Source organism: Pauljensenia sp. UMB10120 (genome assembly GCF_030212035.1).
Classification (GTDB): Bacteria; Actinomycetota; Actinomycetes; order Actinomycetales; family Actinomycetaceae; genus Pauljensenia; species Pauljensenia radingae_A.
In genome coordinates this window covers 37,183-60,825 of record NZ_JASODH010000002.1, presented here as the reverse complement: position 1 = coordinate 60,825, position 23,643 = coordinate 37,183, and the positions used below count along the sequence as shown (strand labels likewise).

At 54.5% G+C, this 23,643-nt stretch carries 18 protein-coding genes; 10 read left to right on the top strand and 8 right to left on the bottom strand.

What is annotated here, in order from left to right:
• Positions 1-47 precede the first annotated feature (47 nt).
• The 3 genes from mobA to QP093_RS02045 all read right to left on the bottom strand — a co-directional run bounded on the left by mobA (position 48) and on the right by QP093_RS02045 (position 4,055).
• Entirely contained in the window at positions 48-680 is a 633-nt protein-coding gene (gene mobA, locus QP093_RS02055) for a molybdenum cofactor guanylyltransferase (protein ID WP_285014380.1), read from the bottom strand.
• A 338-nt stretch (positions 681-1,018) separates the two neighbouring features.
• Positions 1,019-2,959, bottom strand: a complete 1,941-nt coding sequence (locus QP093_RS02050; protein ID WP_083314311.1) for a glycoside hydrolase family 2 protein — start codon at positions 2,957-2,959, stop codon at positions 1,019-1,021.
• Between the two features lie 52 nt (positions 2,960-3,011).
• Complete coding sequence (locus QP093_RS02045; RefSeq protein ID WP_285014378.1) at positions 3,012-4,055, bottom strand: LacI family DNA-binding transcriptional regulator; 1,044 nt, start codon at positions 4,053-4,055, stop codon at positions 3,012-3,014.
• A 185-nt stretch (positions 4,056-4,240) separates the two neighbouring features.
• Here QP093_RS02045 and QP093_RS02040 point away from each other — a divergent pair, with 185 nt between their 5' ends.
• The 4 genes from QP093_RS02040 to QP093_RS02025 all read left to right on the top strand — a co-directional run bounded on the left by QP093_RS02040 (position 4,241) and on the right by QP093_RS02025 (position 12,625).
• A complete protein-coding gene (locus QP093_RS02040; protein ID WP_285014377.1) occupies positions 4,241-5,590 on the top strand; it encodes an ABC transporter substrate-binding protein in 1,350 nt (449 codons plus the stop codon).
• 8 nt (positions 5,591-5,598) lie between these two features.
• A complete protein-coding gene (locus tag QP093_RS02035; RefSeq protein WP_058236285.1) occupies positions 5,599-6,483 on the top strand; it encodes a carbohydrate ABC transporter permease in 885 nt (294 codons plus the stop codon).
• Complete coding sequence (locus QP093_RS02030; RefSeq protein ID WP_070725063.1) at positions 6,480-7,430, top strand: carbohydrate ABC transporter permease; 951 nt, start codon at positions 6,480-6,482, stop codon at positions 7,428-7,430. The genes QP093_RS02035 and QP093_RS02030 overlap by 4 nt, the downstream gene beginning before the upstream one ends.
• A 1,082-nt stretch (positions 7,431-8,512) precedes the next feature.
• Positions 8,513-12,625 carry a phosphodiester glycosidase family protein gene (locus tag QP093_RS02025; RefSeq protein ID WP_285014375.1) on the top strand — a complete coding sequence of 1,371 codons (4,113 nt, stop codon included), beginning with the start codon at positions 8,513-8,515 and terminating at the stop codon, positions 12,623-12,625.
• Positions 12,626-12,724: 99 nt separating this feature from the next.
• On the opposite strand, the gene QP093_RS02020 is transcribed toward QP093_RS02025, so the two are convergent.
• The 5 genes from QP093_RS02020 to ilvD form a co-directional block, all read right to left on the bottom strand.
• Positions 12,725-14,068, bottom strand: a complete 1,344-nt coding sequence (locus QP093_RS02020) for an alpha-L-fucosidase (RefSeq protein ID WP_285014374.1) — start codon at positions 14,066-14,068, stop codon at positions 12,725-12,727.
• 14 nt (positions 14,069-14,082) lie between these two features.
• Positions 14,083-14,934, bottom strand: a complete 852-nt coding sequence (locus QP093_RS02015) for a carbohydrate ABC transporter permease (protein ID WP_285014373.1) — start codon at positions 14,932-14,934, stop codon at positions 14,083-14,085.
• Complete coding sequence (locus tag QP093_RS02010; protein ID WP_285014372.1) at positions 14,924-15,754, bottom strand: carbohydrate ABC transporter permease; 831 nt, start codon at positions 15,752-15,754, stop codon at positions 14,924-14,926. The genes QP093_RS02015 and QP093_RS02010 overlap by 11 nt, the downstream gene beginning before the upstream one ends.
• A gap of 107 nt (positions 15,755-15,861) precedes the next feature.
• Positions 15,862-17,082 carry an ABC transporter substrate-binding protein gene (locus QP093_RS02005; RefSeq protein WP_285014370.1) on the bottom strand — a complete coding sequence of 407 codons (1,221 nt, stop codon included), beginning with the start codon at positions 17,080-17,082 and terminating at the stop codon, positions 15,862-15,864.
• Positions 17,083-17,618: 536 nt separating this feature from the next.
• The gene (ilvD, locus tag QP093_RS02000; protein ID WP_285014369.1) at positions 17,619-19,493 is read right to left on the bottom strand and encodes a dihydroxy-acid dehydratase; all 1,875 of its coding nucleotides are present in this window, start codon (positions 19,491-19,493) and stop codon (positions 17,619-17,621) included.
• 205 nt (positions 19,494-19,698) lie between these two features.
• Between ilvD and QP093_RS01995 the strand changes: the two genes are divergently transcribed.
• The 6 genes from QP093_RS01995 to QP093_RS01970 are packed head-to-tail and all read left to right on the top strand — an operon-like array spanning position 19,699 to position 23,549.
• Positions 19,699-20,016, top strand: a complete 318-nt coding sequence (locus QP093_RS01995) for a hypothetical protein (protein ID WP_285014368.1) — start codon at positions 19,699-19,701, stop codon at positions 20,014-20,016.
• The gene (locus QP093_RS01990) at positions 20,016-20,315 is read left to right on the top strand and encodes a hypothetical protein (protein ID WP_070725057.1); all 300 of its coding nucleotides are present in this window, start codon (positions 20,016-20,018) and stop codon (positions 20,313-20,315) included. Before QP093_RS01995 ends, QP093_RS01990 begins: the two co-directional genes overlap by 1 nt.
• A gap of 11 nt (positions 20,316-20,326) precedes the next feature.
• The gene (locus QP093_RS01985) at positions 20,327-20,662 is read left to right on the top strand and encodes a hypothetical protein (RefSeq protein WP_285014367.1); all 336 of its coding nucleotides are present in this window, start codon (positions 20,327-20,329) and stop codon (positions 20,660-20,662) included.
• A 3-nt stretch (positions 20,663-20,665) separates the two neighbouring features.
• The gene (locus QP093_RS01980; protein ID WP_285014365.1) at positions 20,666-22,264 is read left to right on the top strand and encodes an HNH/ENDO VII family nuclease; all 1,599 of its coding nucleotides are present in this window, start codon (positions 20,666-20,668) and stop codon (positions 22,262-22,264) included.
• A gap of 17 nt (positions 22,265-22,281) precedes the next feature.
• Positions 22,282-23,160 (top strand): DUF2185 domain-containing protein, encoded by an 879-nt coding sequence (locus QP093_RS01975; RefSeq protein ID WP_285014363.1) that lies wholly within the window; start codon positions 22,282-22,284, stop codon positions 23,158-23,160.
• Entirely contained in the window at positions 23,160-23,549 is a 390-nt protein-coding gene (locus tag QP093_RS01970) for a DUF2185 domain-containing protein (protein WP_285014362.1), read from the top strand. Before QP093_RS01975 ends, QP093_RS01970 begins: the two co-directional genes overlap by 1 nt.
• The last annotated feature ends 94 nt before the right edge of the window (positions 23,550-23,643 follow it).

Genomic DNA, 23,643 nt, shown 5'->3' with positions numbered 1-23,643 from the left:
GCAGATCAGCGAACTCTTTGCGCACAACTAAGGCAGTCTGTTCGGCATCAAAGATCAGACCGCGCCTCCCGCCCGTCATCGGAAAGCAGGTATTCTTCGAGCGTTGCGACTTCTTCCCACGTGTCCACGTCAAACCCGCATTGCGACTGATCCGGTACGCCGACAAGATGCGCATCTGAAAACGCTCGCCGCAAGGACTTATTGCGCACGTGATCGCGCATGACATCTTGCAGGAATTCGGATCGATAGATTCCCTGGGTGAGTTGCAGAATGTCGCCTTCTGGCGTGTGCTGAACCGGTACTGCACCGTCGCATGATTCTGCTTCGAACGCTTCTAGCAGCGCCGGGATTAATCGCGCCGACAGTGGTGCATCACACGTCATGAATGCCACGAGGGCGCCCTCGTCAATCGTGAGCGCATGGAATCCCGCAGCATAACCGGCCAGCGGCCCGCCAAAAGGCGGATCCTCGAGTATGCGAATGACGCTGGGCGGCACTGACACTTCGGGGGGCGCCACGACGACGATGCGTGCGCGAGGGGCGGTGCGGCTGATTTCGGCAAGCGCATGATCGAGAAGCCTCTTTCCCGCGACCATCACGTCCGGTTTGGACACTCCACCCATGCGGGCTGCGGTTCCGCCTGCCAGCACGAGAACGCCTGCAAGATGATGCATGCTCATGTCGGGCTCCCCTTGTTGGCCATGCGCAGTGGACATGCGGGCAGGCTCAGTAGTGGCTTTGGGTTGCGAACTGTCACGTTCATGTTACCTTCCCGGCTGAGGGCCAATCCGGGAAAACTCCTTGGTCGCGTGTCATCTGACCAATCCGAAGATGGACACCGTCCAATCATGAAAATGTACTCAGCGCCGTGCCACCATCCAGGCATCCCCATAAGGAGCAGAGCGAAATCTAGGACACTCCAGTACAGGGCACTGATCGTCCCCCGATACGCCCACCACAACGCGTGGAACTCAAAAGCAACAGAAAATGTCCTATAACCTCAAAGGTTCCGGTGGCCTCACTCTTTTTCATATGCTGCCGTTCTTTCTTGAATGGCACGCAACTTTTCATGATCGAATTTGGGCGTGCGATCGAAATTGACGATTCCGTTTTTCTCTTGGAAAACATCTGTCAGCTGGGTGTAGCAGTACCCAAACATGTTGCTGTCGCAGCTGAGAACTTGTACTAATCCCTCGAATCGTTCGTAAAATTCCTCCAGACTGTTCACCCTATCTCCGTAGCCCCACGATTCAGCTTGATCGTTGTTTCCTCGTCGATTTCTTGCCTCTTCCTCATTCCACCAGATGCCGCCAAATTCCGACACGAAGAAGGGCTGGCCGTCGTAATCAATCGAAAAACGCCCATCTGCAAAGGGCATCGTATTGTCTTCCAAGACCACTCGATTGACATACGGTTTTCCGTCTTTCAAACCTGCTTGTTCACGTTTAAACGCTGCAGGATCTTGCTCATAAGAATGCGAATCATAGATATCTGCGCCGCGGACTCTATGCGAATACCCGGATGCATCAAGCACGGGGCGAGTCGGATCTGCCAGCTTTGTGGCCCAGTACATTCCCTGCGTGACATCATCCAGCACTGTGATGTGGTCATGCAGCACTTGGTGCGTCTCATTTAATGGGCACCATCCGATGATACTTGGGTGTGAAATATCCCGGTTAAGTGTTTCAATCCATTGCGTAACGAACGACGCAGTAGGCTCCTGATTGTATCCAAGAGGTCCTCGACCAGAAACTCCCCAGTCTCCGAATTCTCCCCAGAGAAGATAGCCGTACATATCGGCCCAAAACATCATGCGCTCTTCGAAAACCTTTTGATGAAGCCGCGCACCGTTAAACCCGGCAGAAAGAGCCAGTTGAATATCTTCGACAATTGCATCATCACTCGGTGCAGTCATCAAGGAATCTGGCCAATATCCCTGGTCCAGGACCAGTCTCTGGAAAATCTTCTTCCCATTTATCCGGAACTCGTTGCCCTTAATTGAGATAGAACGAAGACCGCAATACGACGAAATTTCATCCCTGATCGATCCGTCCTCGTTTGCCAGCAGTATCGTCAGTCGGTATAGTTCTGGATCTCCCGGTCCCCATATACGAACTTTTTCAGCAGGAATCTCCACTACGACTTTTGGAGATAGATCCTTCCCAACTGCTACGTGGGCCGACGCGACAAAGTCTCCCTCAGGTTCACTCACAACGACCTTCAGTTGACCATCACATACGCTCCTCGAAACTGAAGCTGTCACTTCAAAGCTCTGCGTTCCCATATTCGGAAACACCTTAACTGACTTAATATGCTCCCGCGGGACGCCTTCCAGCCAAACAGTCTGCCAAATTCCTGTCGTACGCGTGTATTGGCAGTGTGTCGAGTCATACCACGTAGCCTGCTTTCCGCGAGCCTGAGGCATGCCGCGTAAGTCGCGAGCTCGAACAACAACAGTCGCCTCTTCACCGGCACCAACCACACCATCCAAGTCTGCGTCGAATGGTGTAAAGCCGCCCCGATGCCGTGCCACCTCGACTCCGTTAACCCAAACCGTCGTATCGTGATCGACCGCTCCGAAATGCAAAACCGGTCGGATATCATCGTCTTTCCATTCGGATGGAACTGTCAGCGTTTTTCTATACCAGACCGCGTTCAAGAAATCAGTGTTTTCAATTCCCGACATTTTCGACTCAGGCGCAAATGGGACTTCGATAGAATCAGCTAACTGCCGATCCAGCAAACCCCGCTCACGGCCAGAGTCTCCAGGGTCAACCTCAAATTCCCATTGACCATTGAGATTGACCCAATTCTTCCGAGCAAACTGAGGTCTAGGGTGTTCAGGCTTACATGACCCACTCTCCTTATCTGCGGGCCCATCTAGAAGTGCGGCCAATTTTCTTGCTCTTTCACGCACGTCATCCAGAGATGTTTTTTTCTCAGCCTGCTTATTCACCATTTCAAATTCCTCTCATATTTCAATCGGCAAGTTGTGAAATTCTTTAGCTATCTCACGATGATTCTCTAATGATCATTTCATGTTGAACCACAAAAGAAATGCCAGGCCCCACAGTAGTAACCGTGCTATAACTTGCCCTCTCCAGAAATCGGTCATCACCAACTGCCAGAAACAATGCAAGACGTGCAAGGGAGTCCAAATCAGGAGAAATAGTAGTAAGTGAGGGCAACGAGCTTTCACTCTCTGGAATATTGTCCCACCCGGCTACACGCACTGTCTCACCGACCCGAATGCCTTGTTCACGAAATGCATCCATAGCACCCAGGGCAAGAAGATCATTTCCTCCAATAACGACATCTCCGACTTTCCCCAGGGATTTTTCGGACTGGATCAATTGTTTTGTCAACCGATATCCCTCTTCGCGACTCCATTCCGCACTGGAGACGAACAACCTCCTATCAGGAGAAATCTGCGCTTTGTCCAACTCGGCGGCGACGCCTATGAGGCGTTCAGATCCGGTGGACGACGCACCATGTTGAGCCCCTAAGAAAACAACTCTCTGCGTGTTCTTTCCGATTAGATGCCTTGTCAGTTCAGCAGCACTAGCCACGTTGTCAATCGATACGTGATGCATTGCCCCACGATCGGTAACTGCTTCGCCTAGAAGAACAACCGGCATATCATCTCGTTTTACTAGACGCTTCGTCGTATCGGGTAAAGTTGGAGAAATAATCAAGGCATCTATTGATCGTGATAATTGGCCTAATACATAGCGACGCTCTATTTCACCATGTTGTCCACTCAATTCAATTTCTATAGTATAATCTGCTTGATTTGCAATGATATGAAACTTTTCTGCCAACCTTGCGAAATATGGGTTAGTCAAATGTGGTATTACAAGCCCTATTCTTCTGGTGGCATGACCTCTAATATCGCGCGCGGAAAAATTCGGAATGTAGTTGAGATCTTTCACTGCGGCCATTACCCGATCTTTGGTGTCAGGGCTGACGCATGGTCTTCCGTGCATGACATTCGATACCGTTTTCCACGACACACCTGCGCGCGCTGCCACGTCTTTGATGGTTGCTCTTTTCACTTTAGGGCAGGTACTCCTGGTTCTCTAGGCGCTCATCAATGAGCGACATTCAGACTCTCCTCGCTGCTGTTTCATTTGACCTCACTGCAGTCAAGTGCCATACTCTCACGTGAGAATTCAATCTGCAATCCCATTGCAGCTTTTTCCGCCAATCAACGTTGATCAGGAAGGTGGCATGTTTGGTCGTGGATGATCAGGACAATATGCTTTCTAGCAGTGGAATCTCACGGCGCTCTTTTATAAAGGGTTCCGCTTTAGGCTTGTTCGGTTTGGGTCTTAGTGCACTCGGCTTAACATCCGGTCTTTCTGGTTGCTCGTCTTCAGCATCGCAGACAGTAACGGTGAGCGTGTGGGACTTGTTCAGCGGAGCGGATGGCGCGAATACGCGCGCGATGATCGAGTCAATCGTCCAAGAACATCCTGGCCTATTCGTTGCTCCCACTACCCTCAGCTGGGGAAACCCTTATTACACCAAGTTGGCGATGGCATCAGCTTCTGGCGCACCACCTAGCACTGCGATCATGCACGTTTCACGCATGCCTGGTTTCGCACCTGGAGGCCTTATTGAGCCGTGGGACATGAAGCTGTTTCAAGAATTTGACGTAAGTCCGGAGTACTTTACTGATGCGCTATTTGGCGCAGGAACATACGAAGACAAGCAGTTCGCTATTCCTCTCGACACCCATCCCTTTATTACTTTCTACGACCAGGATGTCGCAGACAAGGCCGGTGTGCTCGGCTCCGATGGACGACTCGAGGTCGATTCAGCCGAGGCCTTTTATGAAGTCGGCGTCAAACTGGGTGAGGTTATCGGTGGCCCGGGCGTGGCGTTCGGTTTCCAACTCGACACTGCGCAAGCATGGCGTCTTTTCTGGGGACTTTATAACCAAACCGGTGGTGGATATGATTTTTCTGCCGGACAGCGGGCACAGCTGGACATTGACAAAGCGGCCCAAGTAGTTGAGGCCGTTCACATGTGGATGGACGGCAAGTGCATGGCAAAAGACCAAGACTATGGCGGAGCTTTATCTGCTTTTAACGGAGGCAGGAATGCTCTGATTTTCTCCGGGGTTTGGGAGTTAAACGGATTCATTGAAAACCTACCTGCGCTTGCAGCCTCACCGACTCCCACTATGTTTGGTCAACCTGCCAACTACGCCGACTCGCATACCTACGTTTTGCCGACTAATCGCCGCATGACTGACGATCTTCGCCAAAAGACCTATGAATTCGTTGCAGCAATGCTGAAGTTGGGCGACCGCTGGGGCAAAGCCGGCCACATTCCTGGATATCTGCCTTCTCAGGAAAAGCCGGACTATCAGAAACTAGAGCTGCAAAATCAATATGCAGATGCAGCACAGACCGTGATCTTTGATCCACCTGTCTGGTATGCCGGGGCAGGAACTGACTTCCAAAATCGCATGTGCCAACACCTGATTGAAGGATTCCGAGGCACCACCGAGCCAAAACGAGTAATCGAGCAAATGCTTGAGACCGCATCGTCAATTGCCCAGCAACCTAATCCAACCGAGTAAAGATCGTCATGAAAACACAATCAAAACTAGCTTCCCGCGGAACAGTTTGGTTCGCACTTCCGTATATGGTCGTATTTACTCTTTTCCTGATTACTCCTATTATCTGGGGAATTTGGATGAGCTTCACGAACCAATCGCTAGCCTCACGAAACGTTAAGTTCGTAGGTCTTCAGAATTATATTGAGACCCTCACAAGCGCCGAAATGTGGTCCAGCCTTGGCAATACTATCTTTTTCACCCTCATTTCGACCATCCCTCTGGTGATGCTCTCCTTCATCCTCGCTTACCTCGTTGTCACAGGTTTACCTGGCCAATGGCTCTGGAGACTCACATTCTTCGCTCCGTACCTCCTGCCGGTATCTGTCGTTACCGCGATGTGGGGAGTGATGTATGCAAATGACTTTGGATTTATCAACGGGCTTTTACAGCATCTGGGAATTGATCAAATCGGCTGGCTCAGCGACAAACAAGTGGCAATGTGGTCAATTGCCCTTACGACCGTGTGGTGGACCATAGGATTCAATTTCCTCCTATACCTGTCAGCACTGCAAAACATACCCGATCAAATCTACGAAGCAGCGCAAGTTGACGGCGCTGGATCATGGAGACGTTTGATCTCAGTGACACTGCCACTTATGAAGTCGACAACAATCATGATCGTCCTATTGCAGATTCTTGCATCGCTTAAAGTCTTCGATCAGATTTTCCTGATGACCGCTGGTGGACCAGATGGTGCGACACGTTCGATTATTCAGTACATATATGATGTCGGCTTCAGCGGATACCGCGTCGGGTACGCTTCAGCTGTTTCTTATGTTTTCTTTGCTCTGATCGTGCTTGTGTCAATCATTCAAATCACCATCGTTAATCACAAACCAGAGGAGCAACGATGAGCACTACCCAAACTGCTAACAAAATTGGTATGAACGATTTATCTCAGACGTCATCGACGCGTCGTTCTCCCCGCTTGGTTAAGTCTTCTGAAAACTCTAAGGCGCGCTCCTTAACACTGGGAAACTCTGCGGCAGCGCAAATTTCTGCTTTTGCAGCACTAGCAATTGCCGCTTTGGCATGGGCCATACCAATTCTTTTTGCGCTTCAGATGTCTTTCAAAAAGGAAACCGATGCCTCTGCGGCGCCCCTTCAGTTCTGGCCTTCGCAAGGATGGACTTTTGAAAACTACATAGCGGTGTTTAAAGCAGGTGATATTCCATTATGGTTGTGGAATTCCTTCATCGTTTCTGCAGCCGTCACCCTCATTACGCTTCTTGTTTCTGTTCCAGCAGCGTACGTGTTTTCTCGTCATGACTTTCCGGGTAGAAAGATATTCTTCGCGTTGACAGTTGCTGCGATCATGGTTCCGCCACAGATCCTCATTGTTCCGCTATTCGAACAGATGAGGTTTATGCGACTGTCAGACACCTTGGCAGGTGTTGCGTTGCCACAAGTGGTGGCACCGTTAATGGTTATCGTGATGAAGAACTTCTTCGATCAGCTGCCCGTAGAGCTAGAGGAAGCTGCCCGTCTAGATGGTGCCTCGAACTTCAAGATTCTCACTTCTGTGGTTCTTCCGCTATCTCGCTCGATTGTTGTAGCCGTGGCCATCTTTGTTTTTATTGGATGCTGGAACAATTTCCTTTGGCCATTTATCATTACGAACTCGCCTGACCTCATGACGATCCCCGTTGGTCTGGGTACTGTCAAGAACGCCTATGGCGTGCAATACGCTCAGGGGATGGCTAGTGCTGTCATAGGCGCCTTGCCTCTTGTCATCGTATTTATGATTTTCCAACGTCAGATTGTCAAAGGATTCGCAACAACAGGAATGGGCGGGCAATAGGAACGAAGCAAGCAAGATTGTGAAGTGTCGTGGGTCTGGTTCCGCTTCTTGTTCTGAAGTCTCCAGCCGAGGGACTTAAGTTGTTCATTGCTGATCTTCCTGCCCAACTGACGATTTGGCGACTAAACGAATCAGTCCCAAACACGGCAAAGAACCACAGCAAGTGCGCGCCTAGGTAGTTGCCGGCTAACAGCCACAGTTCATTGTGCTGTGTCTGACTTAGACCGGCACTGCACCTAGGTCGAAAGCACGTGTCGGATGTCTGCGCGTGGCCACGTCGTCGCAGGAGAGCAGCCTCTAGGAGCGTCGCAGATTTTCAGTACATCTCATCAGCCTGACAGCTTGGTTTTGGGCAACGTTTCAGCCGGCACGCCAGGCAGCAGGCCCTATTTTTCGCACCCATCAGCCCCAGAATCCTTCGTATGAATACCCCGTAGTTCTTGACAAACAATTCATCACGAACGCATCTCGCACTAGTTGGTCGCAGCTAGGCATCCCCATCGCCGCAACGAATCGTAGATTGGCCACCAGCAGGCCCGCCAAGTCTCCGGTAGCTCGACCGAACTGGAACGATCCCTATTCACATCACTAAGAGCAATGGCGATGAGGGCGGGCGGTCGGGCTGGCGCAAGATTGCTGAAGCAGGTTTCACAATTTCATTAGGTCGTGTGGGCTCGTTGTCTTATGATTCCAAGCTCCTGGTGTTCTCATATATCCCTTGGTTCAGTCTTGGGCGTTGTCCTGTATCAACAGGTGTGCATTTCAACCAGCAACCGGTAAGAACTCAACCAGAACACTTCAGTTCGAAGCTATCGCTGCCGTTCCGCTTGACATCACCGCGGATGAGTTGGATAGGGCGTCACTTTCCCGTCACGGTCTGATCACCTCGCGGCAACAATCAGGTGCCATGGTGATTACTGAAGCCCGCCACGATGGTTGACGCTGCGCAGCTTCACATTCAGCGCCAGCGCTATTGCCCATCAGCACAGTACGCGACCTTATTCACGAATACGGTGCCGCTATCGAGCCGTGCGCATTTTTCCTGCAGGCTTCACGACTATGTAAGAGGAAGGATCAAGAAGATGCTCCGAAATGCATCACGCGTGGCAACCATGTTGCTTGCGTCGATGTTGGCGATTGCAGGGATTGGGATCGGCTCCCATCCGCTTTTCGCTGCGTATGCCGAATCTCCCGCAGATGTTGCGGCATCCGGATACCTGGACCTGACAATGAACGGTCAAGCCAGCGTGACTCGACAGGACGAGACACAGGTCGGACCGGGAATCACGTTGACAGAGTTCGAACGCCTTGAGCCACGTGGGTGGCAGCAGGGCGCAGTTCTCGACGTCGACCTGACCAATTCTGAGGTATCACTGGACTACCTCGATTCCGGAATCGTGGCTGATACAGCGACACTGGTGGAAATGACACAGGTCACTGATAGCATCAAAGCAGCGGTCAACGGTGATGGATTCGACATCAACAACTCAGGAGCTGCCAATGGTGTTGGTGTGGATCCATCTGAAGGAATTGTGAAGAGTTCAGTTCCCGGCAGACCGATCCTGTCTTTGGTGATGGATCATAACAAGATCGCGTCGATCACCGATGCAACTCTTAAGGGAAGTGTTTCCGCGCAGGACTGGACCACGCCCATTTCCTCCGTCAATACTCAGGGTCTTGCCTCCGATGCAGTAACCGTATATACCTCCCGATGGGGAGAATACCAACGCGGCTCGGGAACGCTGCAGAAATATCCTGACGCGTTGGAAGTATGGCTTGATTCTGATCACCGTGTGGTCAAGACTGCGCAGAAACTCGGACAGGAGGCTATTCCAGCTGGTCAGACGGTTGTTGCCGCAGGGCAGGGTGAAGTCAGAGACCATCTGGCTTCACTGGCACTGGGCGACGTCGTCAATGTCGAATATCAGATTGTCACGTCAGATAATGAGGAGCCTCTCTTTGCAATAGGTGCATTCCACCCGCTGGTGCGCGCGGGGCAAAACGTCGCAACAGATAAGTCGGTGCACCCTCGTACTGGTGCCGGTATCAATACTGATGGGACCCGTTTGATTCTTGCTGTCATTGATGGACGCTCGTCAAATTCCCGAGGTATGACGCTTCCAGAATTCGCTGATTTCTTCCTCCAGCTGGGTGCAAGCGACGCAATCAATCTTGATGGCGGTGGCTCATCCACAATGGTGGTCAATGATCCAGGCGACCAAGATGTCACGGTGGTCAACACGCCTTCTGACGGATCGATGCGCGCCGATGGCAATGGACTGGGAGTGGGCGTCAAGAAGGGATCCGGACAGCTGACCGGATACACTGTTTCGCCGCTTTTCCAGGCAAACGGAGCTAAACGCCTGTTCCCCGGCTTCCATCGTCAACTTGTCGCCAAGGGCTTCGATGAGAATTCCTGGTCGGTTGATCAGCCGGTTCAGGAGTGGACATCCAGTGACCCTGCGATCGCAACTGTAGATGCAGACGGCCTCGTCACTGCTGTAGCTGCCGGCTCGGTCACGATTACTGCCACGAACGGGAATGCTTCGGGCTCTGTTGAGCTGAAGGTACTTAACGAGATGGATCGTCTGCTGATCACACCAAACACGCTGTCGATTCCTGACCCGAACGTGACGCGTTATGCCAATGTCATGGGATATGACTCCTTTGGATTCGGAGCTCCCATTGAAGTGGCTGACATCACCGTTTCCGGGGCGACCGGCGTGGTCGACATTACTGCGGGGAAGAACGCGTCGCTTGCTCTTCATCCGGTTGTCGAGTCAGGCGCAGGAACGCTGACGATTCAGGCCGGCGATTTTTCACAGCAGCTCGCCGTCATGGTGGGCACGTCACGCATGAAGATCACGTCAATGGAAGGCGCTGATCTGTACACGAATTACGGTGCTCGCACGACGACCTCGTCGATTGCTGTGTCGACTGAAGGCCACACCGGCGAGGACGACATTACAGCGGGCGTTAAGGACACTGAAGCCATTGCACTGACCAATGGTTTCAATGAGCAAGGTGGTACACGCACCAACAACATCAAACCCAATGCCGCAGCCGAGCACTATGTCCTCCCCCAGGGCAACGTGATCGAAGTGGGCGCATGGTTCAAGGATGACGGTGCTCCGGGGAACCAACCGATGGTGTATTTCGCCGTTTCCGATGCTAACGACCAGTGGAAGTGGCTCTACGCTCAGCCACGTATTTCAGGGAACGACTGGCAGTACATCTCCGTTCCGGTCCCCCAGGACATGGCCATGCCTGTGCAGGTTCAACGCGTGGCAACGTATGAGACTGTCGGTAGCAAAAAGTACGTGTCTACGACGCTCATCGACGACATTGAAGCGGTTGTCGCACCTTTCGCCACCCCGCCTGAGGTCAGCGTGTATCAGGATCCGTCCGTCGATCAGGCCGGATCAACTGATTCATCCCCGCTTCGGGTCGCGATCATTTCAGATGCGCAGTTTGTTTCTGAAAACCCGAATTCATCTCTTGTGCAGGCTGCCCGTCGCGTGCTGCGCGATGTGGTCGCACAGCGCCCTGATCAGATCCTCATCGTCGGCGATTTCACGGACGAGGGCGAACAGGGCGACATGGAACTCGCCAAGCAGATACTTGACGAGGAACTTGCCGGCACCAACATTCCCTATACGTATGTTCCCGGCAACCATGAGGCAATGAAGGCCGATGATCTTGCCCCCTTCAAGGCTGTTTTCGGTGACACCTACACGGCGCAGACCGTCAAGAACACGCGGATCGTTACACTCGATTCGCATCCATACAACCTGTCGCATGATGCCGCACAGATCAAGTGGTTCGAGCAGCAGCTCAACGATGTGATCACCGATCAGGAAACCACCGGGTTGATTCTGGCTCTGCATCATCCCACGCGCGATAACCTGACGAACGCCTCTGCACTGAACGATCCGCAAGATGCAGCGCTGATTGAGCACTGGACTGCGAAGGTTCGTGATGCCGGCAAGTCGGTGCTCGTCGTCAACGCAGGCGTCGGAGCTTTCGATGTCTATCAGGTTGATGGCGTGGTCCACGTGACGAACGGCAACGCAGGCAAGGGACCGCACTCTACACCGGATCGTGGTGGATTCACAGGCTGGACCATGTTGGGAATCAATCCGGACCAGGGCCTGTGGCGAGATTCCGCTGGCGAATGGCTGAATCTTGAGATTCGCCCATTTGTCGACGAGCTGACAATTGAGGGACCAACCCAGCTCACTCAGGGCGATCCCATCAAACTGAGCGGTACCATCGTTCAGCATGAGGGCGATTCTCAGCGGGATGTACCGGCAACCTGGCCTGTGTCGTTCCTGTGGTCATCGCCTTCCCCGCTCGTGTACGAGGGCGACCCATCCACTGCTCCGGCGAATGCCGCAGCAGCTCTCGATTCGTCCACAGGAGAGCTGGTTGGGCTTGAACGCGTTCTTGTTGACGGGCAGATCGTTGTTCCCGATGAGAATACGCGTGTGGTGAACGAGGGTGACGGCGTCAAAACGGAGAGCCGTGACGTGCCGGTGACTTTGACTGTCAACGGCACGTCGAAGAGTTATCAGATCTCAGTTGTTCTTCCTGTTGCTGAGCGTGTTGAACCTGTGTTGACTCCGTCGGTGAGCGCTGAATCTGCTCAAATTGAACGCGGCGAGATGCAGGCGTTCAAGGCCAGCGGTTTCCAGCCGAATGAGCAGTTGAGCTTTATCGTCCACTCTGAGCCCATTGAGGTGGGAACTGTTACCTCTGATGCAGAGGGAAATGCGGCTGTGCAGTGGCGCGTACCTGCAGATTTCCAGGTCGGACCACACACCGTTGAGGTGACAGGCGTGACGTCGGGAAGCACTGCGTCGTCTCAGTTCGAAGTTGTTTCCGCATCTCTTCCAGATCCGGATTCACCTGGTGATCCTGAGAAGCCGTCACATCCAGATACACCTGGTACTCCAGGCGGCAACGGCAACTCGTCAGGGACACCGTCGGACGCAAATGACGGCCAGGACGGCACCCACGACGCTGACCTGACGTCGGCGTCTGGGCCGACTGGCCGCATCACATCGTCACACGCCTCTGCTTCAGGGCTGGCACAAACGGGAGCACACACGGGTTCCCCGCTGATGCTGAGCAGTTTCTTCGCTCTGCTAGCGATGGGAGTGTCGGCGAATCGCCGTCGCCATGCCGATCGGTAGAGCGTGATGTGAGTTTCTCACGCGTTGAGGGGGAAGGAACAGCTGTTCCTTCCCCCTCAGTGCGCAGTGCAACTATTCGCTGCAGCGGAGCGGTAAGCGCTACTTGCTCAATTCAATAATCGCCGGTCCGGCCCAGTCGGCCTCGCACGTAATGTGCAGCCGCGTGCCGTTTTGGTCCACGTGCACTCCCTGAACGGGGACAACCTTGACGACTGAGGCGTCAGCCAGCTCGACATCGAATTCGGCGCTGTCTACTGTCGGATCTTCCGGAGCAGCGAAGAGGAACTCAGTGGTTCCGTCAGAGCCAACCTCGGCCCATGCGCCATCAGTTGCTGACGCCGTCGCCGATCCACGATGGTCAATTCCAGCCAGTATCGGATGTGCAACCTGCATCCATCGGCCGATCGCCCGCAGTGAATCTGCCTGCCATTCGGGAATGGTTCCGTCAGCCTTGGGGCCAACGCCAAGCAGGATTCGTCCGTCACGCACTGCTGCGTCAACGATCGTGTGCAGCAAGGTACGCGGATGCGGTCCGTTTTCAGGGCCTTCAACCTGGTTGTAACCGAATGACAATCCGAGTCCGCGGCAGTTTTCCCAGATACCTAGGTCCTCATTGTCAAGGTTCATCTGATACTCGCTGGTGACGTAGTCGCAGTGCGGCACCTTCCACCTGTCATTGACGACGCCTTCAGGGCAGGCTTCGTAGTAGCGGGCAAACAGCTGACCAAGTCCGTATGGTTCGGTTGTGTTCTTTGCCGCATCGGGATAGTTGATGTCGTTCCACAGCACGTCCGGGTGGTAGCGCTCAACCAGCTCATCAATATGCGCGGCCGCGTACTTGGCGTATTCCTCATCACGAGGACGATCCCCTTCGTTGACTGATTCGTGTGTCGTATGAGGCGGGAATGGTCGCACATGCCAGTCAAGGCCACCGGAATAGTATGTGCCGAATCGCAGACCGGCTTCGCGTGCAGCGTCAGCGTAGGCCCCAACCAGATCCTGGTGCGGTCCGCGCTTGACCGTGTTGCGGTCTCCTGTCCCCACAGCGTCCCATAAGGTGATGCCGTCGTGATGTTTGGTCGTCAGTACGACGTAGTCAGCGCCTGATTCCTTGAACAGCTCCATTAGTTCGGAGGCGTCAAAAGAGTCCATGTGCCACTGATCCAGCAGGTCGTCATAGTCACAGCCGCCCCACTCCTTCCTGTGGTGTTCAGCTGCAGGCGAGCCGGGGATACGGATCGTGTTGTAGTACCACTCCGCGTAGGGATTGTGGGTGAACCACTCCAGTGGATCCTCGACGGTTCCCAGCTCTGCCGTGGGCTCCGCCCATGCGGGAAGTGAATACACTCCCCAATGAACGAAAATGCCAAGCTTGGCGTTCTTGAACCACTGCGGTGTGGGCCGCTCCAGATCTGACCAGTCCATGTTGTCCTTTCCTGACATTATGAGTATCTCTCCTATCGGCCGCCGAAGCCGCCCAAGTTAATTCCGCGTGCCAGCTGCTTTTGCATCACGATGACGATCACCAGCGATGCGAGCACCGACACACTGGCCGCCGCCATGAGCGCGCCCCAGTCCGTTCCGCGTTCGCCGCTGAACATCTGGAGGCCCAGTGGGATCGTGGCCTTGTCCGAACTGTTGATGACGATTAATGGCCACAGGAAATTGTTCCAGTAGTCAATGAATGCGAATGCCGCGACGATAGACAGCGGTCCTCTCAGCAGCGGCACAATCACCGACACGAGGATTCGCAGTTGTCCGGCTCCGTCGATCCTCGCAGCTTCCTCATAGTCGCGTGGGAGCGAAAGAAGGAATTGACGCAGCATGAAAGTGCCGAATGCGCCGAAGGCGAACGGCATAATCAGCGCCACGTAAGTATCGACTAATCCCAGCTGATTGGCACCAATATACAGAGGGATAACCAGAACCTCCATCGGCAGTACCAGCGTCGCTAGGTATGCAGCGAACAACTGAGAGCGACCTTTGAATTCGATGCGTGAAAACGCGTAGGCGGACAGCACCGATACTGTGCATGCGATCAGAGCACCAGTACCTGCAACAAAGAAGGTGTTCAGGATAATCCGCAGGAATGGCACTGCCGTGAAGACCAGCGAAAAGTTCTCCCATGCGATTCGTGAGCCGAACAGCGATCCTCCAGAGCTGAATATCTCAGCAGTAGGTTTGAGGGCGCTCGCGAACATCCAGATAAACGGGAAAACAAAAATTGCTCCAACGATAAACAGGCAGATGATCGAAACAATCCTGCTGATGCGTACCCTGCCGATAGTCATGCGCTTCTCACTGATCATAATTCACCCACTTCTTCTGTCCCGCAAACTGCACAGCGGTAATCAACATGACGATGACGAAGAGCACCCAAGCGATTGCCGAGGCGTATCCCAACTTGTCGTAGCTGAATCCCTGGTTGTACAGGTAAAGGACGATCGTTGTGGTTGAGTTTCCAGGTCCGCCCTTAGTCAGCATGTAGGGCTGAGCGAAAATCTTGAACGCGCCGATGAGCGTCATGACAGTACAGAAAAACAGTGCCGGCGACAGTAGTGGGAAGATGACCTTCGTGAAGCGTTGGACAGGCCCCGTACCGTCCACGCGAGCGGCCTCCAGCACCGAGGGGTTGATGTTGTTCAGCCCCGCACCGAGAACCACGATGTTGTATCCCACGACCTGCCACAACGACATCATGACAAGTGCAACCATTGCCCAAGTTTCGGACGCGAGCCATGCCGGTCCGGAGATTCCGAAAACCCCTAGGAAGGAGTTCACCACCCCGTGTTCATCCAGCATCAGGCGCCACACCAGTGCGTTGGCCACCATCGGTGTCACAACAGGAATAAAGAAGATGACGCGGAAGAAACCTGCCAGACGGCCTCCCACACTCTGGAGCCATACGGCCACTAGTGTGGAGACAATCAGGTTAAGGGTCGTGTAGAAAATGGCGAAGATCGCCGTATTCAGCAAGACCCTGAAGAAGGCAGGATCTGACCCATTGAGCAGGTTCACGTAGTTGCTGACACCAACGAAGGTGGGCGAACCGTAAAGCTGCCAGTCAAAGAGCGAAATGATCAGCGAGAAAATCAGCGGCAGGATGATGAAGAGGAAGAACCCCGTCATTCCAGGCGCCAGATACGGAAACGCCTTTGGATCCCACCGTGATGTTCTCTTCGGGACCGTGGCAGGGACCCGAGTCTTTGTGAGTTGAGTAGCCATGAATCTACCCGTTACTTAATGGAGTTCTCTAATGAAGTGAGAATTTCCTGTGCAGATTTCTCGCCGGTATAGCCATTTGATACGTTTTGTGTGAACTCGACTTCAAGTTGCTGCCAGTTCTCCGTTGTTTCGTACGTCTTGGCATTTTCGGTCATGTACTTGACGATCTCGACATCGTTCGGATCCTTGCCTTCTGCCCAACCGTCGAAGGCTGCGTCAATGGCGGGAACGTTTCCGTGCGACCGAGCAACATAGCGCATCACATCCGGGGTGGTCATCTTCATGATGTTCTGGAAGGCTGTCTCTTTATCAGCGCATTTTTCAGAAATTCCGAACCCTGATCCCTGCACCATGCCAATCGACTCTCCACTGCGCGATGGAACGACTGCCATTCCGACTGACAGTCCCTCGGTGCTGACGAGCGAGTCATAAACCCATGGCCCATCAATAATCATTGCAGCTTTGCCGGCACGGAAGGTCTGTAGTTGGATATCTTGAGCATCTGCAGCCAGCGGCGCTTTCATCACTTTGTGTTTAGCGGCAAGGTCAAAAACGTCCTGAATAGAATCGACTGTGGTCTGCTCAGTAAGCTTGAGCTCTCCGTTTTCCACGACGGCCCCACCATTGGCGTAGACAATCGAAGCTGGCGTCTGGAAGATGGGCGGAATGGACACTCCATAGACATCACCATTCGTCAATGCCTTTGCATCCGCAACGAACTGATCCCACGTGTAGTTCTTTCCTGGATGTTCAAGACCGGCCTGGTCAAACAGATCCTTGTTGTAGTACAGGATCAGCGGCGCTGCGTCATAAGGAATCGCGCGAAGCTTCCCATCAACGGTAAGTCCCTTGAGCATTGCTTCGTTGTAGGCGCTCATATCAACGTTATTGCTGGCGACCAGCTCATCGAGGGGCGCGAGCAGTTCCTTCAGCTCCTGTGCGCGTGCGGCTTGAGTGGTCATGATGCAGGGCGCATCTGATGCGCTCATGCGGGTCTTGACTTTTGTCCAGTAGTCTTGGAACGACGGGCCTTCCATCTTCAAGTTGAATTCGGGATCCGATTCTTTGACGCCGTCGACGAACGCCTGCCATTGTGCACGGTCAGAATCGTTGGAAATCCATGTGTACATTGCGTTCGCACTGTCTGCTGACGAACCGCCACCGCATCCTGCCAATGCGCAGGCGCTCAGAAGAGCCACTACACCGATTGCAGAGCTGATCCGCTTCATCATTACTCCTTTATTAACACTGTCATCTTCGACTGATCCGAAAAGCAAAAGAAACTTTCCGTTAACGGTAACGGTATCAGCAATGAGCTAACAAATACAAGCCGAAAATGATTTTCCGTGTTAAACCCAAATTCTAAAGAAAGATCACCATCTCTAGCACTCGCATTGATGCAGGTCACAGTCACTTCATAAGCCTCCGACCCTCAGATGCTTCCACACATCCAAACACACCACCTCTTACCATGCAGTACCTCTAGCAAGAGACAAATGGAAACCATTCTCGAAACACTGCGCGATTTGTCGCAACTTTTGGGAGGCTCAGGCGATATTTTCTCCTCCCAAATGAAGCGTCAGGATTGGTGCCGGCAGACACTTGTGACAACGTTTCGAAAAAAACGAATCTCAAAGTAAACAAAAAAACATAAAAATCATAACGAAAAGCCACGGCTCTCCTTTCATTTGAGAGAAGAAACGTGACATTAACGTTCTCGACGGGGCAGAACACAGCACAGCACTCCCCCGCTTCGCAGGTACGTGAACTACTTGCGTCTGATCAGGGAAATGTCGCGTGCCGCACCCGTCGATGCGGAGGTCGCAGTAGCGGCATACAGCTTCAGTGCGCCTGAGACCTGACGGTCACGATTGACCGGCGTCCACGGATTCTCGCGGCGTTCCTGCGCGGCGCGGCGACGCTCTATTTCCTCGTCGGGCACATCCAGTGACAGGACTCCCTCGTTGACGTCGATGATGATCCGGTCACCATCCTCAACCAAGCCGATCAAGCCGCCAGCAGCAGCCTCGGGGGAAATATGTCCCACCGAAATACCGGACGTGCCACCGGAGAAACGGCCATCGGTTATCAGCGCACATTCCTTGCCCAGACCGCGCCCCTTGATAAAGGAGGTGGGATAAAGCATCTCCTGCATTCCCGGCCCACCTGAGGGCCCCTCATAACGGATCACCACGACGTCACCGGCTCGCACCGTCTTGTCCAGGATCTTCTCGATCGCTTCTTCCTGCGACTCCATGACCCGCGCCGTTCCTTCAAAGTGGAAAAGGGACGGATCGATACCTGCGGCTTTGATGATGGCACCCTCAGGAGCAAGGTTGCCCGTCAGCACCGTCAAGCCACCCGAGGCCGTGTAGGCATGCTCGACATCGCGAATGCAGCCTTCCACAGTATCTAGATCTAGTTCAGTCCACTGATTGGACGTTGAGAACGGTTCGGTGGTGCGCACGTTGCCGGGAGCTGCGTGCCACAGGGCGATTGCTTCATCAGTGGCGTGCCCGCCTCGAACATCCCAATCTGCCAGCCATTGCTCCAGGGACGGGGAGTGAATGGCGTGCACCGTGTGGCGCAGGAAGCCCCCACGATCCAGCTCGCCCAGGATGGCCGGGATGCCGCCGGCGCGGTGGACATCTTCCATGTGGTAGTCGTTGTGGTTCGGCGCAACTTTTGACAGACATGGTACGGTGCGCCCCAGCTCAGCAATATCCGACAATGTGAAATTGACCTTTGCTTCAACGGCAGTCGCCAGCAAGTGCAGCACAGTATTGGAAGATCCGCCCATCGCCATGTCCAGGCTCATGGCGTTCCAGAATGCATCCCTCGTCGCAATGGATCGCGGGAGAACAGAGTCGTCCTCGTCGTTGTAGTAGCGCTGGCACAAGTCAACGACGAGACGACCGGCACGCTCGAACAATCCGCGTCGCGCGACCTGAGTAGCCAGCGTGGAGCCGTTGCCGGGAAGGGACAGTCCGAGTGCCTCAGTCAGCGAGTTCATCGAGTTAGCAGTGAACATACCCGAGCACGAACCGCACGTCGGGCACGCGAGACGTTCGATCTGGCCAAGCTCATCGTCAGAGACTGCATCGTTGGCAGTTGCGTTCATGACGGTGATGAGGTTGCCGTGACCGCTGTGCGACGGTCCGACAATGGCGTCTTCAGGAATGTTCTTGCCTGCTTCCATCGGACCGCCGGATACAAAGACCGTCGGAATGTTGAGGCGCATCGCTGCGATCAGCATGCCGGGCGTGATCTTGTCACAGTTGGAAATGCACACCATTGCATCGGCACAGTGTGCGTTCACCATATACTCGACCGAATCCGCGATCACTTCGCGTGACGGCAGGGAGTACAGCATGCCGCCGTGTCCCATAGCGATGCCATCATCAACGGCGATCGTGTTGAATTCCTTGGCGACGCCACCGGATTTTCCAATCTCAGAAGCGACCAGCTGGCCGATGTCCTTGAGGTGGACGTGGCCGGGAACGAACTGGGTGAAGGAGTTGACGACGGCAATGATCGGCTTGCCAAAGTCAGAATCTCCCATTCCGGTTGCGCGCCACAGCGCGCGAGCGCCCGCCATGTTGCGTCCCTGAGTCGACGTTGCTGAACGAAGCTGTCGCGCCATCAGTACCCCTCCTCTTGATGTTGTTCTTAGCCTAGAGAGTTCCTGGTGACAGTGCGTCAGGAGGGCCACAGCGTGGACAGTGAGGTGACCACCACGTTGCCGTCAGGTAAACAAGGTCGGTTTTTCCAGTGACGTGAGTCACAGAAAAGAGGAGGGTCTTGTCTCACATAGATTCACCCTTTACGTTCGTCAGGGGGTGAGACTTATGTCCCAGGAAATGGGAATGACTTTTGGCCAGCAAACGGCCGCTGCCGGGATCGTCAGCGAGTGTTTCGATACTACGCGCACAGCTTTCGCTGACTGCGCGAACACGATCCAGTGCAATTCGTCGCGCGTCACAGGCTCAGGAATGAAAGATTTTATGGCGGCAGTCAATTCCATCGGGGAATCGGCTGCCAGTCTTTCTGAAGCGCTCAGCAAGCACGCGCAGGCGCTGACCACCGTTGACCAGACGACTGCGGCGACTGAATCGCACACCACTGGAACCTTCAATCCGCGCATCTCCACACGTCTAGGATCGTAATGAGCACCACATCTTTAATTTTCCACGATGATGCCGCCCAGGCTATGCAGCAGGCGTGCAAAGCAGCTTCCCTCACTTTTGCGCAAGACTCCCGCGCAATGGCGGCAGATGTGCTCTCAACTGTCCACGATTGGGTTGAAGGCTCCGAATCCCGCGTCTCCCATGACCAACACCTCGACAAACTGACAGACCACGCCCGCACCATCAGTGACGTTCTGAAGGCCGCATCGTCATCGGTTGATCGCGTCCGCACCCTCGCCCATGAAACTGAAACGAAGAATGTCGCAATTTTGGATTAGGAGCATCCCCCATGCCCAGTCATGATTTTGAGGTCGATATCGAAGCCCTCATTACGGCCGCCCAGAAAACGAGCGAAGCAGTTCAGCTCAAAAAAGACAACGATATTTCCGACTACGTTCCTACCCAAGCTGATCTGGCCAATGACATCATGTGGTCGGCAGTTGATGAGTTTCAGTCACGGTGGGAACGAGGCATCAACAACATGACGGACGACATCACGGAAGTAGCAGGGCGTTTGGGCAAGGTCGCCTCGAACTACATTGATTACGACACGAAAGCGGCGCAGGAGATGTCACAACTCGCATCTGCAGCCGCCCAGCTGCCAGGGCTTGCAGGGAAGCGGTAAGCCATGGGAGTCGAGAATCAGGGTGCACCGGTTTTCACCATCGAAGGGAACGCGGGAGCCATCTCATCACGCGCCTCAACTGTACGTACGCGCAGCAGCGATTACTCAGAGATCGCCCGCGCGCTGGATTCGATTTCCACCGAGGGGTGGATAGGGCGTGCAGCTGATCGATTCCGGGAGCGTTTCAGCGTGGAGCCACAACGCTGGCAGGAAGCAAGTGGAGGATTCTCCTCAGCTGCTGGCGCGTTGGATTCGTACGCGGACAACCTGACTCATGCGCAGGACAGTGCTGCGGCATGCCGCGCGCTCTACGAAGAAGGCAACCGGGTCACCGAGCAGGCACGCGCAGCTTATGAAGCTGAGGTCGCCAGGGGAATGCAGGAGAAAGCTGCCTGGGAGGCAGTCAACGGGCTCGGCACCTTCGCAGTGACAATCGCGCCCTTTGTTGACCCTGGTGAACCCATGCGCCAAGATGCGATTAATACATTTAATCAGACTGTCGCCAGCCTGGACGAATGTGCGCAGGCATGCGCACAGACGATCCGTTCCGCCTGCGAGTTTGCACCCGCAAAACGCAACTGGCTGGAAAGTGGACTGGCGTTCGTCGGTGGCATCCTCGTCGGCGCCGGTGAAGCAGTCGGCGACCTCCTCAACCTCATCACAGGCCCTCAAGGTTTCATGCTGGACAGCCTCACCAAACTGGCGACCGGTGACCTCACACCCGACGAAGCGGTTGCCAAGCTCCAGCTTCCTCTGGATGACGTCTCCGCGATGCTAAGCGCGCTGAAGAAGGATCCCCTGGAGTTTGGCAAGCAAATCGGCAAGGGAGTCCTGGACTGGGACGCGTGGGCCGACGATCCTGCCCGTGCAGTTGGACACCTCGTGCCTGACGTCGCGATCGCGCTCCTCACCGCCGGCAGCGGTACGGCTCTGACCAAAGGCACGTCAACTGCGGGACATGCACTGAACAGCCTGGACGATATCGGGGACGGGGCACGAGCTCTGCGCGGCCTGGATAGTGCAGGTGACGGTGCGCGGGCGCTGGACAACCTGGACGATATTGGCGACGGTACTCGAGCGCTCAACGCGGCCGATGATATTTCCGACGCATCACGCACTGCTCGTCTGCTTGATCATGCAGATGACCTGTCGGATTCCTCAAGGGGAATCAGAGGTGCCGATGATCTGGCTGACGGCGCCCGGGCAGCTGATTCAACCCACGATGCCCTCAATGTGGCTGACGACGTCGTATCAACCGACCACATCGAGCCGGTATCCGTCGTCGAAGATCTCCCCTACCAGGATTCTCGCCCCTCCCTCCGTAAAGGCGTCCCAGAGCAAGTCTGGCAAAATGCGGTGGAGGATTCAGTGGACGGAAAGGTGCGTGACCCCCTGACGGACACGGTCATGGAGTGGGAGCCGGGACAACCCCGAAAGGGCGTCTGGGACATGGGACACCGGCCTGGACACAAGTACTCCGATATGCATGAGCTGTACTTGAAAGGTGAGATGACACCACAAGAATTCCGCGACTGGTATAACGATCCTGCAAACTATCGCCCTGAGTTACCATCATCAAACAGGAGCCATCGAGCTGAGTAGATTGCATGGGAGCGGGTATGAAAATCTCTCTAACAGCGCGCTTGAAAACCGCCGACGAGTTCTTCGGGCAATTCACTGACGGCGACGAACGCGAGGCGTTCGACGGTCAGGCACTGATCTTTTCGGCTCTGGCCAACACTAAAATTCCCGATCGCTACGACATAGCTGATTTCCTCCTGGAGCGTGACTGCGCATTGACCCCGGCAGGCTCGGAAGCAAACTCCCCCCTGCATGTCCTGCTCTCATCCAGAAAACATAATCTGCACCGTGACCTCAAATTGGCGCGCATTTTTCTTGATCGCGGCGTCGACATCAATCACCGCAACGCAAACAACGAGGTCGCTTTCGCATGGCTCGTCGATCTGCCTTTCACGGACGACGAACTTGCCGACCTTTATGACCTGTGGTTTTCTTCGCCGCACCTGCTCGACTTCACCGCCAGCTCATCGCATTATCGCGCGTGCCCCCTCGACGCTCTGGCCCGCATTGAGTACCGCGCCACCCTCGCCCGACGTGTCCAGTCCTACATCCGCGAACGCTACTGCCCTGCGGCCGACTCCCTCGGCACGTGCCGGGTGGGAGCTGATGGTCAGGGACGCCCTGTTTCCCGCTGTATTCGCGAACAACCGTCGGCCGACGACGATTCGGGCTGGCTGTTCATTCACGAGGACGACGACGCGCGACAACCGAAAAACGTCGCAACGGAGATCGTCCCACTGAGTACGGTTGTTGCCAGCACCCCCGTGGTGATGTCGGTGCTGGGAATGCCGAGCGGCACGGACGTTCGCATCGTGAAAGGATCAGTAGGCACCACCATTGCGGAGACGACAACTGACCGGCTCGTTCCGGGCACGTGGCCCTTTGATCACGAGACATCTGAAGGAGCATCAAGCTGATGGCTGATACGCAATCCCCCGAGATCCCCGAATTTATCCCCAAGTCCGGCGCCTGCCTAGTGACGAACACGATCCTGTCGGGTGAAGGTCGTCTGAAGTGGTGCGTGCGAGAGGAATCGGCCCGCCCCGAAGACAACGGGTGGCGTTTCTTCTCCCATATCGACACTGATGAGTACCTGGCTGATCCCTCGAACTTCACTGTTATCTCGTTCAATCACGCAATCAGCATTGAGCCTGCGGTGATGGGCCTGTACGACCTGCCTGTTGGCACGGACGTGCAGCTGGTGGTTGATGAGAAGGGGCGGCGTTTTATGGACAACGAAACAGGCGACGTCGTCATAGGGCCAAGCTCTGACGGTGATTCACCAGAAGATACCCACCAGGACTAAAGCCCCCACACATATTGACGCATCGAGTCACCCTCGTTACTGTGGCACGTACATAGGAGCACGGCTGCCGAATGGCCTGCAGAACCGCCGACTC

Bases quoted from the DNA above. Each gene is read 5' to 3' on its own strand.
- QP093_RS02050 (WP_083314311.1), bottom strand. From the start codon at position 2,959: ATGGTGAATAAGCAGGCTGAGAAAAAAACATCTCTGGATGACGTGCGT.
- QP093_RS01995 (WP_285014368.1), top strand. From the start codon at position 19,699: ATGTCCCAGGAAATGGGAATGACTTTTGGCCAGCAAACGGCCGCTGCC.
- QP093_RS02015 (WP_285014373.1), bottom strand. From the start codon at position 14,934: ATGATCAGTGAGAAGCGCATGACTATCGGCAGGGTACGCATCAGCAGG.
- QP093_RS02035 (WP_058236285.1), top strand. From the start codon at position 5,599: ATGAAAACACAATCAAAACTAGCTTCCCGCGGAACAGTTTGGTTCGCA.
- QP093_RS02010 (WP_285014372.1), bottom strand. From the start codon at position 15,754: ATGACGGGGTTCTTCCTCTTCATCATCCTGCCGCTGATTTTCTCGCTG.
- ilvD (WP_285014369.1), bottom strand. From the start codon at position 19,493: ATGGCGCGACAGCTTCGTTCAGCAACGTCGACTCAGGGACGCAACATG.
- mobA (WP_285014380.1), bottom strand. From the start codon at position 680: ATGAGCATGCATCATCTTGCAGGCGTTCTCGTGCTGGCAGGCGGAACC.
- QP093_RS02030 (WP_070725063.1), top strand. From the start codon at position 6,480: ATGAGCACTACCCAAACTGCTAACAAAATTGGTATGAACGATTTATCT.
- QP093_RS01985 (WP_285014367.1), top strand. From the start codon at position 20,327: ATGCCCAGTCATGATTTTGAGGTCGATATCGAAGCCCTCATTACGGCC.
- QP093_RS01970 (WP_285014362.1), top strand. From the start codon at position 23,160: ATGGCTGATACGCAATCCCCCGAGATCCCCGAATTTATCCCCAAGTCC.
- QP093_RS01990 (WP_070725057.1), top strand. From the start codon at position 20,016: ATGAGCACCACATCTTTAATTTTCCACGATGATGCCGCCCAGGCTATG.
- QP093_RS02005 (WP_285014370.1), bottom strand. From the start codon at position 17,082: ATGATGAAGCGGATCAGCTCTGCAATCGGTGTAGTGGCTCTTCTGAGC.
- QP093_RS01980 (WP_285014365.1), top strand. From the start codon at position 20,666: ATGGGAGTCGAGAATCAGGGTGCACCGGTTTTCACCATCGAAGGGAAC.
- QP093_RS02020 (WP_285014374.1), bottom strand. From the start codon at position 14,068: ATGTCAGGAAAGGACAACATGGACTGGTCAGATCTGGAGCGGCCCACA.
- QP093_RS01975 (WP_285014363.1), top strand. From the start codon at position 22,282: ATGAAAATCTCTCTAACAGCGCGCTTGAAAACCGCCGACGAGTTCTTC.
- QP093_RS02025 (WP_285014375.1), top strand. From the start codon at position 8,513: ATGCTCCGAAATGCATCACGCGTGGCAACCATGTTGCTTGCGTCGATG.